A 15412-nucleotide genomic window follows, 5' to 3' on the forward strand; every position below is an offset into this window, starting at 1 on the left:
CAAGAAATGGACGATGCCGATCCGCGACTGGAAGGCTGCCTTGAACCGCTTTACGATCCAGTTCGAGGGGCGCCTTCCTCAGCGGTAACTCAAACTCCGTTTACACAAAATTCTGTACACCCTCCGGCTCACGATTGAAGTTTCCAGATGGACTCAAGAAAACGTCTCCTGCTGGCTCCCCGGCACAGTCGGGGAGACTCTCTCGTCGATCCGTGGCGTCACCGGTGAATTTACGCTTCGATGTCGCCTGCGCCAAATCCGGGAGCGATTGCTCGGGCGATGATGCGCAGCAAGCGCAGGGAGCAGTGAAACACATGGTGCGGTCGTCTGAATCAGACGCCGACTACAGCATCAGTTGGAAATGCACCTGCAGAACCGTCCCATTTGCTCTCGCGGGACTCGTTCCAGGATGAATCACATATTGAATATCCGGCTGCACTGCGAAGTTCGGCGTCGCTTGCAGGAGGTATGTGGCCTCAATGGAAGTCTCGGCACGTGTTACCGGGACCGCCATCTCTTTCAGAGTGTCGATGTAATGCGATCCGTTCCGTGCAAATGAGATGGCGATGCCAAACATGTCATCCGGCCTGCCGGCAATGAGCCCTGAGGCCCTGAGCCCAGTGGCGGCGAACGAGCGAAACCGATCAACCCGCCCATCTCCGACACCGGACTGCAGGAAACCCGATAGCCGGGTCCTCGGACTTGCAGCCGACCTCAATAGGGTCCGATCTAACAGTACATACGCACCGCCGCTGCCGTCGTGCTTTACAGGGCGCCCCACGCTGTCAACGAGGCTCAGATCACGAAAGGTACCGGTGTAGTGCCACACTCCGATGGCAAATTTGTCGTCGTATGCGGGGAAATTCGAGCCGCGACCGATCATGTATTTGGCAACGCCGCGCGAATCATCTGACTCTCGGCGTGTCAGGGAGGCGATTTCGGAAACTAGCAAGAGGCCCTCCTTTTGCTCAGGAAATCGCACCTCTCCATCTATTCGATTTGCCGGTGCCCCGTCCATGATTGCAGAGCGAATCAGGACGCCTGGGGAAGGTTTGAAGGTAACCCTGGCTCCGATCGAGGTATCAGGAAAGATGGATGGACCGCCGATGCCGCTCTGGGAAAATTCGGGCCCCATGCCAAACGAACTATTCAAAAAAAGACCGCTCGAGGCAAGGCGATAGAATTCCGAACCAAGATCATACCTGCCAAATAAAAACGACCAACGTCCCTTCAGCGAACTGTATTGACCCCACGCTTCGTAGAGTCGTAATGCTGACTTCGCTTCGTAGCTATTGACGCCTTGTGCATCCCCGATGAAGCCACTCGGCTGACTCCCGTGTATCGAAAGTGCCTGGAAAAATGCTGTCCAGCCTGGTGTACGGAACAGTTGCTTGCCATCCAGGGCCAGTTGCAGCCGTAGATTGCCGACATATGCGACGCCCGTTCGCGTACCGCCAGCGGTATCTGCGACAACGCTTCCATCGCAGATCAAGCTGGTGGTTATGGCGTCTCGAACAAGACGATTCTTCTGATCGTCCATCTCGGTAGACAATGCCTGACGGCAGAAGAGTGCAGCGCTCGCTGCAACAATCCGAAGCACCATCTTCAACCACTGCATCATGCTCGAATGACTGCAGTCGAGCCCGGTCGAAGTCGGCAAATGCGTGCCAGGTGACAACGAGAATTCCATGAAACCTCGTCCTTCGAATGGGCTGCTCGGCCTGACCTTTTCAAGATCTCATGCAAGTGCATCAAGGTATGTTCGACCCATCTGACCCGTGCCACCCGAGCTTATGCAGAATTCCGAGTGGTCGCGATCAAGGCAACCGCTACGGAACTCGCTGCTCGACCCGGATCGAGAAGCAGTTTCAGGAGACCTTCCAGCGGCAAATCAACATTGTCCATTTCGTGCTGATATTGCGCCGGCCTTGGTAGCTCAATTCCGCCAGAGCTTCGTCGTGCGGCAATGCGCTGTGGTGCTTGGTGGGGTGGCACACGATGAACAGCCGCACGGTGACGTGCAACCACAGAATCTTGGCGTCGAGTCCGCCCCGGTAGGTGCTCGCTTGGCAATCAGCAGTAGCCCGAAGCTGCCGCGCCGATTGCGTGGAATCTCGACCGGCAGCTCGCCGAACTCGGCGTGGATCGTCTTGCAGATGCGCCCGTAGCGGGTGTTCCGGCTTAGCGCAGGGCGACCAAGGCTATAGCGATAGCCAGAACATCTTCCAGTAGAGCAGCAGGCAAGTCGTGCCCCCGGAACAGCTTCGCCGTATAGGCTCTGCCCTTCGCACCAGCGAGTGTTCCCACCACGCTCCCGGCGATGCCGGCCACAGCGCCCATCACGACGTTTTCGTGCGCGAGTCCTATGGCCAAACCCGCAACAGCGCCTATGACAACACGGGCCGCAAACTGGGGAGGCACAAGGCGACTTGGAGTTTTTGGCAACTTGTCATTGATGACCTCCCCAACGGCCAGAGCACTGCATACGTAGGACGTTATGCGGTTACCCAGAAATGAGAGCCAGCTTCCCTGTAGAGAAAGATGCTGGGTGCTAGCCGCCCAACTTACTGCCGCAAGGCCAACGAGCGCGCGTAAGCCACACGCAAAACCCAACACAAAAGCAGAGGTAAGAACAAACATATCATGCTCCTTGGAACGGCGGTTCGGTGAACCGCCAAGTTATGGACAAAGGCCCGGTTATGAAACATGCCTACGCGTAAGAGGGTTGAACGTCGCTCTTCAGTCGCCGAGACTTCCGAGGGATTGGCGTGCCAGCAAGTTCAAGATCGCGTTGCCCCGATGCGGGGCGTCGCCGGTGGCGCGCGACCATGGCACTGACTGCGATCGCAGGCCAAATTCCCAAGGCAGCCTTTCCGACAACGCCATCGCGACGCATGGTGCCGATACCTACGACACGGTGCGACCCATCATGATGTCGACGGCGCGGTCGGCGACAGCCATCACAGTCGCGTTAGTGTTGGAGCTGATGATGTGGGGCATCATCGAGGCATCGAACACTCGCAACTGCTTTACTCCCTTGACAGCGAGATCGGACGTAAGCACGGCCATGGGATCGTTCTCCCTACCCATCCGGCATGTGCCCACTGGGTGATAATTGGAGTCAGTCGTGCGCTTCAAATAGTCGAGCAAGGCCTCGTCCGATTGGACATCTGTGCCAGGCCGGGCCTCTTCGCGCACAATTGACGAGAATGGCTCATCGGCGGCGATACGCCTGAAGTAGCGAATGGCCTCGATTAGTCGCTCGCGGTCCGCTGCATCATCGAGCCAGTTAGGATTGACGAGCGGGTCGTCTCCCGGATCGCCGGAGCGCAAGCGTACGTTGCCACGGGAATTGGGCCTGACGAGGTTTGCCATGAAGGTGATACCTGGCGCATCCGGCTTGCGCCCGTTTGTGTCGGGCCACATGACACCCACGCAATAGAGTTGCAGGTCCGGCTCCCCGTGGGGATCACGAAGGTTCACGAACGCCATCGTTTCCGCGCCATTCGACGTGATTGGACCACTTCGAAATGCCAGGTACTGCACGGCATTGCGAAGGGCACGAATGCCGCTGTCCTCACCGAAGTAACCGAATTGCCCATTAGTTGGCATCGACACTACGGCGATGTTGTGATCCTGAAGGTTCTCTCCGACGCCAGGCGAGTCGACTCGCACCTTGATACCATGCGCCTGCAGATGACTGGCCGGTCCTATGCCGGATAGCATCAACAGTTTCGGGGTGGCAAAAGTACCCGCGCACAGGATCACTTCGGAAGAGGCGGAGGCAAGAAGCGTCTTATTGCCAACGCGATATTCGACACCCACGGCGCGCTTGTCCTCGAAAACGATCCGCTCGACTTGCGCAGCGGTCTCGACCGTCATGTTGGGATCATCCATCACCGGCGATAGAAATGCGTCGGCGGCACTGCAGCGCCGCCCCCGCCACGTGGTGGTCTGCATATAGCCAACGCCATGAAGATCACCTGCGTTGAAGTCGTGCGAGAACGGCACGCCTTTGCGCTGCATGGCTCGAACGAAACGATCTGCTGCCTCGACCACATAGAGTGGATCGGACACCTTTAGCGGGCCTTCCGCTCCGTGGGCAACATTGTCAAAGCGCTGATTTCCCTCTTGCTTTTTGAAGTACGGCAGCAATTCGTTCCAGCTCCACCTTGAATCTCCCGTCTCGTTGCACCAGCGCTCATAGTCCGCCCGCGATCCCCGGGTATAGGCCATAGCATTAACGGAACTGCCGCCTCCCACCACGTTGCCTTGCGGTATCGACACTCGACGCCCGCCGAGCGACGTTTGGGCGTCCGAAAGGTAGCGCTTGATAAACGGAGTGTTGGAAAACAGCATTTTGAAGGTACCGGCGGGCATGCGGATCAACGGGCTATTTGCCCGTGGACCGGCTTCGATCAATAAAACCTTGGCGCCCCAATCCCGCACCAGGCGGTTCGCGGTCACGCAACCGGAGCTGCCCGCGCCGACGATGATGTAATCGTAGTTCATCGCTTCAACCCTGCCCGGTCGCTTGCAATCCCACGGGAAGATAGATGGCCTGATCCTCGAGGAATGCCATCAGTCCTTCCGGGCCACCCTCTCGCCCCATCCCGGATTGCTTGAATCCGCCGAACGGCACATTGGGTGCCATTTCCAGACCATTCACGCAGACATGGCCCGTCTTGATGCGCCTGGCGATTGATGCTGCGCGCTCAATATCCCCGCTGAAGACAGTTCCACTGAGGCCGAAATCACTGTTGTTCGCGAGTGCGACTGCCTCATCGACATCGTCGTAAGGCATGACCACCACCACGGGACCAAAGATCTCCTCCCGCGCAATCGTCATCTCGGGGCTGACACCCGAAAAAACAGTTGGCTCGACGAAATAGCCCTTCCCGGATACCGGCCTCTGGCCTCCCCCAGCAACGACCTGGGCTCCCTCTCGCCGACCCGACTCGATATAGCCGAGTACGCGCTCGAACTGCCTTTTGCTCGCGAGCGGCCCGATCTGCGTTGTCGGATCCCACGGATCGCCAACCTTTAGACTACGGATCGCGGCACCGTACGCTTCAAGAAACGCGGCCTCCTGCTTGCGGGGCACCAGAATACGTGTCTGCGAAAAGCAGATCTGTCCGGAGAATGGCATTGTGAAGGGAACCAGTGCCTGGAGGGCCGTTTCCAGTGGTGCATCCTCCAGCACGATGGCGGCGGACTTTCCACCGAGCTCAAGCGTGAAGCGCGCGAGGCGTTCGATGCAACTTCCGGCGATGATCTTGCCGGTCGCCGTGCTTCCCGTGAAACTGACCTTGTCGATGCCGGGGTTTCCCACCAGATGCGCGCCGGCATCGGCGTCTCCCGTAATTACATTCAATACACCCGCGGGCAGACCGGCTTGTTCAGCGCATTCGGCCAGCACCAACGCATCAAGCGGAGTCTCCAGCGGAGACTTGACGACGACACAGCAGCCAGCCGCGAGTGCTGCTCCCACCTTGTATGAAAGGATGGGCAATTGCGCATTCCAGGGCGCGATCAGAGCCGCAACACCGACCGGTTGGCGTATGACACGTGCGTGGCCTCCACGTGTGGGTCGCTGCTCCTCGAATGCAAAGGTTTGGGCAAGTTCGGAGTAGTACTCCAGCATTGCGACCGCGGTGGGTGTGAACATATCCGCGAACCACGTCGGCGCCCCGACCTGGGCCGTCCAAAGTCGGGACAGCAGAGGCAGACGCTGTGCGACCAGGCCACCCATTCGCCGCAGAATCACGGAACGCTCACCAGGGGTCGTGTGAGGCCATTGGCCGCCATCAAATGCACGCCTGGCCGCGTTCACGGCAGCGTCCACATCCATGATGCTGGCCTGCGGCACTGTGAGAAACGGTTCCTCGGTAGCCGGTGCTACCAGGGACACCGTCTTGCCCGATTGCGGCGAGAGCCACTGCCCACCGATAAAGAACTTGCTGCGCACGTTTTCGGATAATTCCGTGGCAGGATTGAACATGGGTGTAGTCATGGCGCCTCCAAAGGCATGGCGAATTTAATCCAGATAAGTTGTTCCTGCGGTCCACCACCAACGCAGTGAGCTTAAAAATGTCTTCCGAAGCTCAAGCCGAGAACTGCGGCTTTTGTTCGATCGTCAAACCCTGCACTTGCACCGGTTCCTTTCAACGTGACTGGAATGCCATAATCGAAGTCGGCACTGACCTCACTCTTTTCACTGATCCGGTAGGTCGCACCCACTGAAACGGAACTGGAAATGGGCATGGCCGATAGCAGGTTTTGAGCTGTCACCGCCGACGCATAGGGGTGGTTGCCGTGCGTATAGCCAGAGCGAAGGGTCCACGCGGAATTGATGTCCCACGAGATACCGGCGCGGTAGAAATTCTGGTTCTGCCAGGCAAAGCCCTGAGGGGAACCGATGATGGTGTGCGAGTAGCTGACACGCATCCAGTCGCCCGCCACGATCACCGCAGGGGTGATGTGGTACGCGACACCGGCGCCGAACTGCTCGCCTACGTCCAGACGGCCGTCGCTTGCAGCCAGAAGATCACCGCGGTAACCCGATAGCTTGCCCATGCGAATGCGGCTGGCGTAGCTCGCGCCAAACGTGAAGGCGGTGGTCGGTTGCCAGATGTAGCCCACCCGGAACCCGCTTCCGAAACTGGTCGACGTTCCGTGTGAGGCCAGCGGCAGAAGCGAGCCATCAGGCAGCGGGACTATCGCGCCGCTTGCAGAAAACCGTTGATACGCGAGCGACGCACTGAAGCCGATGATGTTGTGCTCGGTCAGCCGGTAGGTCACCGTTGGTGCCGCTATTACCGTCTGCAGGCTCGACTTTGCCACGCCAGCACCCTTGATGGGCAAAGCCGCCCTTCCGTAGCTGGTGCCGACACCTACGCCGAACAGGGAAACGCCAAATGTCAGCCGGGGACTCATTTGCCAATTGATCCCCCCACTCGGGACCGGATAGACCTTGTCGGTATGCAGGACGTTATCGTGGCTGCCATAGCTGAAATCGGTGACCGGCTTGAGAAGCTGCACGTCGAAATCAGCACGCGAACCGACCAGGCCCATGCCTGCCGGATTGTCGGCCGCCGCGATGGCGTCTTGCGGATCAGCGATAGACACGCCGGCCATGCCACCCGATTTGACCCCGCTCCCGCTCAGCGAGATGCCGTTTTCCGCTTGCGCCTTGCCTGTCGGCAGCAGCAGCGACATCATGACGGCGTACGTCACCATCAGCCGCGCCTGCTTCTCGAATAGCTTTGACATTGTTTCTCCCCTCCCGGTTGTCGTTGTACGCAGGGGCACCCTGCGCATTCCGCTCGCGCTATACATCCAGCACGAGCACGTTCGAACGGGAGCGGGATACGCAAAGAGCGATACAGTCTCCCCGTGCCTTTTCCTGTTCGGTAAGAAAGTGGTCGTGATGCTCAGGCGTACCGTCCAGGACGCTGGCGATGCACGTTCCGCAGATGCCTTGTTCACAGGATGTTTCGACCTCGATGCCTTGCTCGCGCAGTGCATCGATGATCGTTTTTCCAGCCGGCACAGTCAGCGTGATACCAGAGCGCTCGAGCTTCAGCTCGAATGCCTTCGCAGGATCCGCCATTTCTTTTTCAGCGGCCGAAAAATATTCGAGGTGAACAGACTTGTCGGGCCAGCCGCAACGAGAGGCGACCTCTTGTACTGCTTCCATGAACGGCTGCGGTCCGCACAAATACATGTGAGCGCCGGCGGGTCGCTTCGAAAGGACTTTTTCGAGCATCTCGCGGACCGCTTTGCCATCGCTGCCACATACCAGCCGGCAGCATTGCTGCAAATCTCCGTCCACAAGTTCGTCGCGAAATGCCGCATGCGCCTCGGATCGCGTGAAGTACAAGAGTTCGAACGTCTGGTTCTGTGCCTTGAGTGCGCGAGCCATGCTGATGATGGGAGTGATTCCGATGCCCCCGGCGAGAAGCACGCTGTGGGGTGAACTCTGCTGCATCGGGAAGAGATTGCGTGGCCGCGATATCTCGAGTTCACTACCGACATGAAGCACCTCATGCACGTGCCTGGAACCGCCCCGTGACTGTGGCTCGAGCTTTACGGCGACCTGATATGTCTTCGTGTCGGCGCAAGGACCGCACAGGGAATATTGCCGGATCACATCGGGAGCAAGGTGCAGGTCCACATGCGAGCCAGGCTCCCAAGAAGGCAGTCGCTCATCACCGCGCGCCTCAAGGGTCAACAGTCGGACGCCGTCGGCGATGGTGTCTAGGGCAACTACTCGTATGGGAATGGTTTTCATGGAAATCAGGGTCCGTGCGGAAAGGTGCTGGCAATGCCCTGCCACGCGGCCATTTACAGGCCACTCTTTTTTCCGGGAGAAGGATCAGATCGCTGCAATGACGATCAGGATCTGGGTGAGCGTTGAGGCGCGAACAGATCGGGGCGATCAGCTTGGCGGGCGCAGTAGGCTTCCTTGGCATCGTCGCTTTCGATTTCGCCGGTGATCACCACCAGATCGCTGAAATCGTTCTCCGCCTCGCTACGCACTACGCCGCGAGGGTCCCCGCCTTCGGCGACAATCTTCGCTGCTTCATCGAGCATGCGCCGGGCACGCATGATCGCAATGTCAGAGGACGAAAGATGCTCGTTGCTCTGCTGATGGATCGTGCCCTGCGACTGCGTGATCGCAATGTCGTGCACGGAGAAACATTCGCCAAGGCCAAGATAGGCTTCGCCCCGCATGGAGTCGCGATCCTGCGAATACAGGTTGTCAGCCTTGCGCCGCATGCGGTCGCCTTCGCCCTTCTCGGAACGGTACTGCGCTGCAAGGGACTCCTTATCGAGGTTCCCGCTGCGGTGGAAAATGAATTCCCAGCGCCAATGGTGCTGGTCGTCGATGGGCACGTCCCAGAGCATCGTGAGGCCACCTTCGCCAAGGTAGCCTTCAAACCCGCCCACGGCACAGGCGTTGGGCATGACGAAATTGGTGATGCGAATGGATTTTCGGTCGGAGCCATCGACCTTGCGAATCGTGTAAAGACGCACGCCGAAACGCGTATCTTCGATCGACAGCTCGGGGCGCGCCTGATTGGAAAAGACGCCCCAACGGGCCTTCATGTCGTCGCTGGAAAGCTCAAGTTGATGCAGGTACGAGGTATGGACTGGATCGATGTTGCCTTCACTGGCCTGCATCCAGTTGCAGTCCCCGAACCAGCGCGTCGTGTAGCAATGCTCGGTACCGCCGGCCAGCGCCGGATAATTGGGGAACAACGGTGGCTCGCCCGGCCCCATGTAGGTCCAGATCGCGCCCGCCGCTTGATGCACCGGATACGATTTCATGCGAATGCGGTCTTTTGCCGTGGCGGAAGCCTCGGCGGGTTGACTGAGGCAACGCCCTTCGACGTCAAACAGCCAGCCGTGGTAGGGGCAGCGAATCCCGCCGTCCTCGACGCGGCCCAATGCGAGGTCCGTGCAACGGTGCGCGCACTTTCGGTCAATCAGACCAATGCGGCCCTCATCGTCACGAAACAGCACCAGATCCTCCCCCAGGATGCGGATCGGCTGAGGCGGAGCCCCCGGGGGCAGTGATTCACAAAGCGCCACAGGCTGCCAATATCGGCGCATCAGTTCACCTGCAGGTGTCTTCGCGTCTGTGGCAGTGAGATATTGATAGCGCTCGGCGCCGCGCACGCCAAACGGTAGCTCGGCGGACTTTGTGGAAGCATTCATGGGCTCTCCTATCTTTTGGGTGCTTGCAGGCTCTGGCTTTCACCAAGATCTGTGCAGACAACGGAGGATGAGGGCGACGAGTCGTGATCGTCGCGCGTCCGATGCCGAAGTAGGAATACCATATAGCTATATCAGGAAAATATGAATATCATTTTTCGTATATCTGATATTCTGTTGCAGACAGGAGAAGGGACCGATGGAAATTAAACAGCTCAAGCATTTCCTGAGGATCGCGGAAGTGGGCAACCTCACACGCGCATCCAACATCCTCGGCGTGACTCAAGCGGCACTCAGTCGTCAGCTTGCGCAGCTGGAGGCGGAGTTGGGTGCCGAGTTGTTCCGCCGCAATGGCCGCGGCTTGGTGCTTACCGCTGCAGGCAGGCGCCTGCTGGACCATGTACCCATGGTGCTGCGACAAATCACCCTCGCTGAACGGGCCGTCAAGGAATCAAAGGAGCCCTTGCGCGGCACGCTCGTTGTCGGTCTGGCACCATCGCTGGCCCGGACCGTCGTCGTACCATTGATCAGGGCTTTTCGAGAGCGGTTTCCGGACATCACGCTGCGGACCGTCGACGGCAGCTCGGCCAATCTCGGAGAACTCGTTGGATCAGGAAAGCTCGACTGCGCGGTGATCTACAACCCGATTCCCAACAGCACGACCGAACTGCATCCGCTCACTGAGGAGAGGCTCTATCTGATTTCCGGCCCCCAAGCGGTGCGGGAAGGACGGATTCCGGGCCGCTCCGTGGCGTTAAAGAAGCTACCCGAGTTGCCGCTTGTTATCGCCGGGAAGTCCAACGTCGTACATGGCGTACTGGCCGCAGCCCTTGCCGAACGTGGCCTTAAAGCCCAGGTTGTCCATGAAATCGAGAACCTCATGGCGATCCTCGATCTGATTCGTCACGGTTATGGCTATTCCGTCGTGCCGCTGAGCGGGGTGCATCCGTGCATCGGCAATCCGGAGCTTCACCTGCATCGCATTCATTCGCCCAGCATCTCGTGCACTCTGTCGGTTGCCAGCCCTGCCGGTAACAGCGAAGACCCTCTCCTCAGCGCGAGTATCACGCTGTTGTGTGAGGTAATCACGCGGGAGCTTCAACTGTTTGAGGACGAGGTCGAGAAGGCGATCGACGAACAGGTGGATGTCCCGAGCGGGAAATCGCGCTGACTCTTGGTTGAGCTGCCCGAAAGAGACGACGGGCCCCAGTGTGGGGAAATCGAGATTCGCAGTACGTTGCGTACGCTCTAACGTGCTGCCTTCAGTTGCTGCTCAAGGTCGTCCAATAGCAGATAACACGGCATGACGCTCGCCACGCTTGCCAACGGCTCTCGCTGCTCGCGAATCGCTGCAACAAACTCGCGATCCTGCGCAGCAATGCCGTCAGGAAGGGCGCGAGGAAGTTGAATTCCGTTGCCGTCGCCATCGGTCAAGTCGTCATAGCGCACAAGATACGTTTCGCCATCTCCGATGTAACGAAAGTTCGATCCATGGGGCCCGCGGTTATTGAAGCTGAGAGAGAGCGAGCATATCGCCCCTGAGGGCGTCTGAAGCTGCACAGCCATGTCCAGCGCAATTCCCAGCTCAACGTGGATTGGCCCCTGGACAACGTGCGCGGAACATACCTGCTCCCCGGTCTGATATTGGAAGAGGTCAACGGTGTGAGCTGCGTGGTGCCACAACAGATGATCCACCCAGTCGCGCGTCTGACCCTGTGAGTTCATGTTACTTCGACGCAGGAAAGACGTTCGAGCGTTGAGGTGCCGCAAGGTAAACGCACCTTGGCCGATCCTTTCATGAACCCAGCGGTGACCCGGATTGAAGCGGCGCGTATGCGCACACATCGCCACCAAGCCCGTCCGCTGCTGGCATGACACGACCGCTCGTGCGTCGGCCAGCGTATCGGCCAACGGGATTTCCACGAGCACATGCTTGCCGGCTTCAAGGCACTCAAGCGCCTGCGCGGCATGCATCGGCGTCGGAGTGCATAGGATCACCGCGTCGATATCATGGCGTCCGAGCGCGTCACTCATCTGGTCGTGCTTGCGCAAAATGCCATAACGGTTGGCAAGTGCCTGCGCCTGCATCTGGTCCTTGCCGACAATTGAAAGGACTTGCACATCCTCAATCGATGCAAGAGCCTTCAGATGTTGCTCGGCGATTGCGCCGGTACCTACAAGGCTGATTCTCATTGCCACCGTCATGCATTCTCCAGCACCAGAAGCCCATAGGCCGTGTTTGATGCTGGGACGTGGTAGAAGCGGTGGATCCTCCGCACCTCTCGATCCAGCGCGCCTCGCATGACCAACCACATGATGATTTCCAAACCTTCGGAGCCGGCTTCGCGCAGCAATTCCGAGTGCCCGACCTCTGCCAGCGCCTCGGGTGACGACTCCATCTTTTCCAGCCATTCGCGATCGTAATCAGCGTTGATCAATCCAGCCCGCTCTCCCTGCAACTGGTGCGACATTCCTCCCGTCCCGAACACGGCGATCTTCAGATCCTTTTCCCCATAAGAATCGATCGCGCGGCGAAGTGCCTTGCCGAGTTCCAGACACCGCCTGGCGGTAGGCTGCGGGTACTGGATCACGTTGACGCACAGCGGAATGATGCGACACGGCCAGGCGTCGGGCTGGCCGAACATCAGAGAGAGCGGGACGGTCAATCCATGATCCACGGTCATATCGCTGACGATCGCGATATCGAAGGCCTCTTTCAAGACCAGAGACTCGACAAGATGCCAGGCAAACGCGGGATCACCTTCGCATACGGGTACGGGTCGGGGGCCGTAGCCCTCGTCATGGGGAAGAAACTGGTCGGCAACGCCGATGGCGAAGGTTGGCGTCATGTCAACGCCAAACCGCGACGCGTGATCGTTGTAAACCACGATTGCGATATCGGGCCTTACATTCTCAATCCATTTCTGCGCTGGCGCCACGCCGTCAAAAAGCGGTTTCCAGTAAGGGTCGGCCGTCTTGTCATGATCGATGGCTGCGCCGATTGACGGTACATGAGATGTGCCTACGCCGCCGATCAACTTAGCCATGCTTCCGCTCCCGCTTGCTGCGATTACCGGTCACCGTACGGCCACCGGACATCATCATGGCTCGAAATTCCTCCACGCTCATTGGCTCTTCTGACATCGCTGCGCCCACGTGCTGCATCGTCAATCCATCAAAGATGGCAAGCTTGAAGGTGTAGTAAATATTGCCGCCAAACCGCAACATGGCGAGCCAGTCGCGCTCGACGACCGCCAACCTTTGCGGGTCGCTGAGCTGAAAGGAGGCAAGGTAACCCTGCGGATCGATGCGAAAAGCGTCACGGTTCCCCGCCCTGTCCAGCGACTTGCAAAACATGTTCAACCTGAAACCCTCGCGGCAGCGTATCCCGTCGAAAACATAAGTGCCCGGGATGTCATCGTAATCACGCTCTTCGCTTCGACGCATTGGTCATTCCTCCATACTGAGTACTGCACGTATTCATCCGAAGCGTGAGGTGCGCTTCGAATACAGACAGGGGCCAAGTCCCCTGCATTGGGGCGCGTGGTTTCGCGCGACAACGGGCATCCGGAGACCACGTCGGCGCCAGCCAACATTCGTGGCGCGGAGACGAAATATTGGCGGTTTCTTGGCCACTGGTACGCAGGGCCCAAACGCCCTGTAACGGTCATGCTCCATCCGCTCCGCCGAACGATGCCCAAGGTCCATCCGGTCGCGTCGAGGCGAGCTTGAACCTGCGCCACATACCTTCAAAAACGTCGAACCGTCTTCAGGGCACCGACGGCCCGCAAATCATTGTCGAACAGTGCCAACCGACTCGGTCAATCGATCGCCGCCCCAGCCGGCACGGGCAATCGCACGGTTCCGCCGTTGGTCGCCTGCCACTGGTCTGCGATTGTTGACGATCATCAGATAGTATTCAATAGCAATTCTGCTATACTAGATATGCGCATAGTGCATTTCATGGAGTGCCTGATGGACCTACGGCAGCTTGAATATTTCACCCACGTTGCAGAACTGGGAAGTTTCACGCGAGCGGCGAATTTTCTCTTGATGACCCAGCCTGTGCTGAGCCGCCAAGTACGCTCACTTGAAATCGAATTTCGTCAGGTGTTGCTTGAACGCAACGGTCGTGGTGTCGTCATGACGGAAGCAGGAAAGAGGTTGCTGGCGCACAGCCGAAGCATCCTCGGACAGGCCGCCCGCATTCGATCCGACATGGAGGATGGGCGAGGCAAAGCCACGGGTAGACTGGTCGTGGCACTTCCACCAAGCGTAAGCCTGGCTCTGACCGCACCGCTTGTGCGGCTGTTTCGCCAGAGCTTTCCCAAGGCGAGCTTGTGCATCCTTGAGGGTATTTCAGCCTACGCGCTTGAATGGCTGGCGATCGGCCGAGTTGATTGTGCCGTCGTCTATACGGTCGCCCCGTCGCAGGAGATTGAGTTGTCTCCGGTGCTCAGCGAACAGCTATATCTGATATCCAAGCGCTCAACGCAGCACGCATCCGGCAAAATCATGGACGACGAGCCTGCCGCTTGGCCTGAGGTCGCCCAGTGCCAGCTGATCTTGCCAAGTCGTCCCCACTCGATTCGCATGCTGCTGGAAAGCTCCATGGCAGAAGCGTCGCTCAGGCCGCAAGTCGCCTTGGAGATAGAAAGTGTTCCAGCAATCCTTAACCTGGTTCGTGACGAAGGCCTAACCGCCGTGCTGTCTCTGAAAGCGCTCTGCTCGACGGGACAAGAGAACGAATTCGATGCCCGTCCGATCGGGACGCCCCCCCTCCAGACTACTTTGTGGGTAGCGACCTCCGCACGACGACCGTCCGGGCAGCTGCTTAAGCAGACCGTCCCACTGTTGCATCAGGTACTGTGTGACACATGGCATACGCCTGCACTTCTGGCAGATGAGACTACTGTTGCTCCCGATTGAAAATTGACCAGAGGTGGAAGCGGAGCCGGCACGAGCCGTTGTGGACTGCTGCCAGTTCCGCAGACGCCAACGTAAGCCGATTGGGCTGCCCTCCCCAGGGATCGCAAGCACTTCCCGCCCATGAATGGGCCGCCAAAGCGACGGACTGACATTCCGGCAACCGGCAGGAGCTGCGGGTCGGAAACGGCCCTCCCCTTACCCCCGATAACGCACCCTAATCGCCAACACGATCGATAAGAGAGGCATACCTCTCCTCGACCAACCACTCAGGCTATGACTGAGGTTTATCGGACTATCAACCCGACTCGCTGCCGTGATGGTGGCCACGACGCTTTTGTTTATGCGTCTCCGCAAAGTGCGTCAAAAATGTGGCCATGGCGCCCCGAAAGCGCAAGGCCTCTGACGGCAATGCCACATTTAGGTCGCGTGCAATCGCCATTGCATATTTCAGCTGCGCCTCGGTGGGGCGTCTAAGGTCTGCATCGAGACAGTCAGCCAACGTGGCAGCAAAACAGGTAGCCAGCCGCTTGCGCAAACTGTCCACAGCACCCTGCCTGGCGGCGCGCCCGAGCTGGAGCGCCCAAGCCTCTTCAGTGAGCTCATCCAAGGGGATGGGAATACGCTGGTCGTCATCAATTGACCTTGCCCACGAAAAACGTATCCCTTGACGTGTGATTCAATCCACGCAAGGAGAACGACATGACGAAAGCGACACGGGCACGCTACACACTGGAATTCAAACAAGAGGCGGTGCGACTGGTCG

At 58.7% G+C, this 15412-nt stretch carries 12 protein-coding genes; 2 read left to right on the forward strand and 10 right to left on the reverse strand.

Annotation, left to right across the window (positions count from 1 at the left end; translation table 11 throughout):
• Positions 1-343: 343 nt before the first annotated feature.
• The 7 genes from WC859_10360 to WC859_10390 all read right to left on the reverse strand — a co-directional run bounded on the left by WC859_10360 (position 344) and on the right by WC859_10390 (position 9723).
• On the reverse strand, positions 344-1690 hold the full coding sequence (locus tag WC859_10360; protein ID MFA5976549.1) for a carbohydrate porin: 1347 nt from the start codon (positions 1688-1690) through the stop codon (positions 344-346).
• A gap of 491 nt (positions 1691-2181) precedes the next feature.
• Positions 2182-2640 carry a DUF4126 family protein gene (locus WC859_10365; GenBank protein MFA5976550.1) on the reverse strand — a complete coding sequence of 153 codons (459 nt, stop codon included), beginning with the start codon at positions 2638-2640 and terminating at the stop codon, positions 2182-2184.
• Positions 2641-2907: 267 nt separating this feature from the next.
• Entirely contained in the window at positions 2908-4512 is a 1605-nt protein-coding gene (locus WC859_10370) for an FAD-dependent oxidoreductase (protein MFA5976551.1), read from the reverse strand.
• 4 nt (positions 4513-4516) lie between these two features.
• Positions 4517-6001 carry an aldehyde dehydrogenase gene (locus tag WC859_10375; protein ID MFA5976552.1) on the reverse strand — a complete coding sequence of 495 codons (1485 nt, stop codon included), beginning with the start codon at positions 5999-6001 and terminating at the stop codon, positions 4517-4519.
• An 83-nt stretch (positions 6002-6084) separates the two neighbouring features.
• A complete protein-coding gene (locus tag WC859_10380) occupies positions 6085-7272 on the reverse strand; it encodes an outer membrane protein transport protein (GenBank protein ID MFA5976553.1) in 1188 nt (395 codons plus the stop codon).
• A 58-nt stretch (positions 7273-7330) separates the two neighbouring features.
• On the reverse strand, positions 7331-8293 hold the full coding sequence (locus tag WC859_10385) for a PDR/VanB family oxidoreductase (GenBank protein ID MFA5976554.1): 963 nt from the start codon (positions 8291-8293) through the stop codon (positions 7331-7333).
• Between the two features lie 104 nt (positions 8294-8397).
• Positions 8398-9723, reverse strand: coding sequence for a Rieske 2Fe-2S domain-containing protein (locus WC859_10390; GenBank protein MFA5976555.1), 1326 nt, complete (start codon positions 9721-9723; stop codon positions 8398-8400).
• 196 nt (positions 9724-9919) lie between these two features.
• On the opposite strand from WC859_10390, the gene WC859_10395 reads away from it, so the two are divergent.
• Entirely contained in the window at positions 9920-10891 is a 972-nt protein-coding gene (locus WC859_10395) for a LysR substrate-binding domain-containing protein (protein MFA5976556.1), read from the forward strand.
• Positions 10892-10968: 77 nt separating this feature from the next.
• Here the strand turns inward: WC859_10395 and WC859_10400 are convergent, their stop codons facing one another.
• The 3 genes from WC859_10400 to ligA are packed head-to-tail and all read right to left on the reverse strand — an operon-like array spanning position 10969 to position 13167.
• Positions 10969-11925, reverse strand: a complete 957-nt coding sequence (locus WC859_10400) for a Gfo/Idh/MocA family oxidoreductase (GenBank protein MFA5976557.1) — start codon at positions 11923-11925, stop codon at positions 10969-10971.
• Complete coding sequence (locus WC859_10405) at positions 11922-12767, reverse strand: class III extradiol dioxygenase subunit beta (GenBank protein ID MFA5976558.1); 846 nt, start codon at positions 12765-12767, stop codon at positions 11922-11924. The genes WC859_10400 and WC859_10405 overlap by 4 nt, the downstream gene beginning before the upstream one ends.
• Entirely contained in the window at positions 12760-13167 is a 408-nt protein-coding gene (ligA, locus tag WC859_10410; GenBank protein ID MFA5976559.1) for a protocatechuate 4,5-dioxygenase subunit alpha, read from the reverse strand. The genes WC859_10405 and ligA overlap by 8 nt, the downstream gene beginning before the upstream one ends.
• Positions 13168-13695: 528 nt before the next feature.
• Here ligA and WC859_10415 point away from each other — a divergent pair.
• Positions 13696-14649 (forward strand): LysR substrate-binding domain-containing protein, encoded by a 954-nt coding sequence (locus tag WC859_10415; protein ID MFA5976560.1) that lies wholly within the window; start codon positions 13696-13698, stop codon positions 14647-14649.
• The last annotated feature ends 763 nt before the right edge of the window (positions 14650-15412 follow it).

It is taken from the genome of Elusimicrobiota bacterium, assembly GCA_041660185.1.
Classification (GTDB): Bacteria; Elusimicrobiota; Elusimicrobia; order 2-01-FULL-59-12; family 2-01-FULL-59-12; genus JBAZWU01.

Excerpts from the sequence above, each read along its gene's own strand:
- WC859_10360 (MFA5976549.1), bottom strand. The coding sequence starts at position 1,690 with ATGGAATTCTCGTTGTCACCTGGCACGCATTTGCCGACTTCGACCGGG.
- WC859_10365 (MFA5976550.1), bottom strand. The coding sequence starts at position 2,640 with ATGTTTGTTCTTACCTCTGCTTTTGTGTTGGGTTTTGCGTGTGGCTTA.
- WC859_10370 (MFA5976551.1), bottom strand. The coding sequence starts at position 4,512 with ATGAACTACGATTACATCATCGTCGGCGCGGGCAGCTCCGGTTGCGTG.
- WC859_10375 (MFA5976552.1), bottom strand. The coding sequence starts at position 6,001 with ATGTTCAATCCTGCCACGGAATTATCCGAAAACGTGCGCAGCAAGTTC.
- WC859_10380 (MFA5976553.1), bottom strand. The coding sequence starts at position 7,272 with ATGTCAAAGCTATTCGAGAAGCAGGCGCGGCTGATGGTGACGTACGCC.
- WC859_10385 (MFA5976554.1), bottom strand. The coding sequence starts at position 8,293 with ATGAAAACCATTCCCATACGAGTAGTTGCCCTAGACACCATCGCCGAC.
- WC859_10390 (MFA5976555.1), bottom strand. The coding sequence starts at position 9,723 with ATGAATGCTTCCACAAAGTCCGCCGAGCTACCGTTTGGCGTGCGCGGC.
- WC859_10395 (MFA5976556.1), top strand. The coding sequence starts at position 9,920 with ATGGAAATTAAACAGCTCAAGCATTTCCTGAGGATCGCGGAAGTGGGC.
- WC859_10400 (MFA5976557.1), bottom strand. The coding sequence starts at position 11,925 with ATGACGGTGGCAATGAGAATCAGCCTTGTAGGTACCGGCGCAATCGCC.
- WC859_10405 (MFA5976558.1), bottom strand. The coding sequence starts at position 12,767 with ATGGCTAAGTTGATCGGCGGCGTAGGCACATCTCATGTACCGTCAATC.
- ligA (MFA5976559.1), bottom strand. The coding sequence starts at position 13,167 with ATGCGTCGAAGCGAAGAGCGTGATTACGATGACATCCCGGGCACTTAT.
- WC859_10415 (MFA5976560.1), top strand. The coding sequence starts at position 13,696 with ATGGACCTACGGCAGCTTGAATATTTCACCCACGTTGCAGAACTGGGA.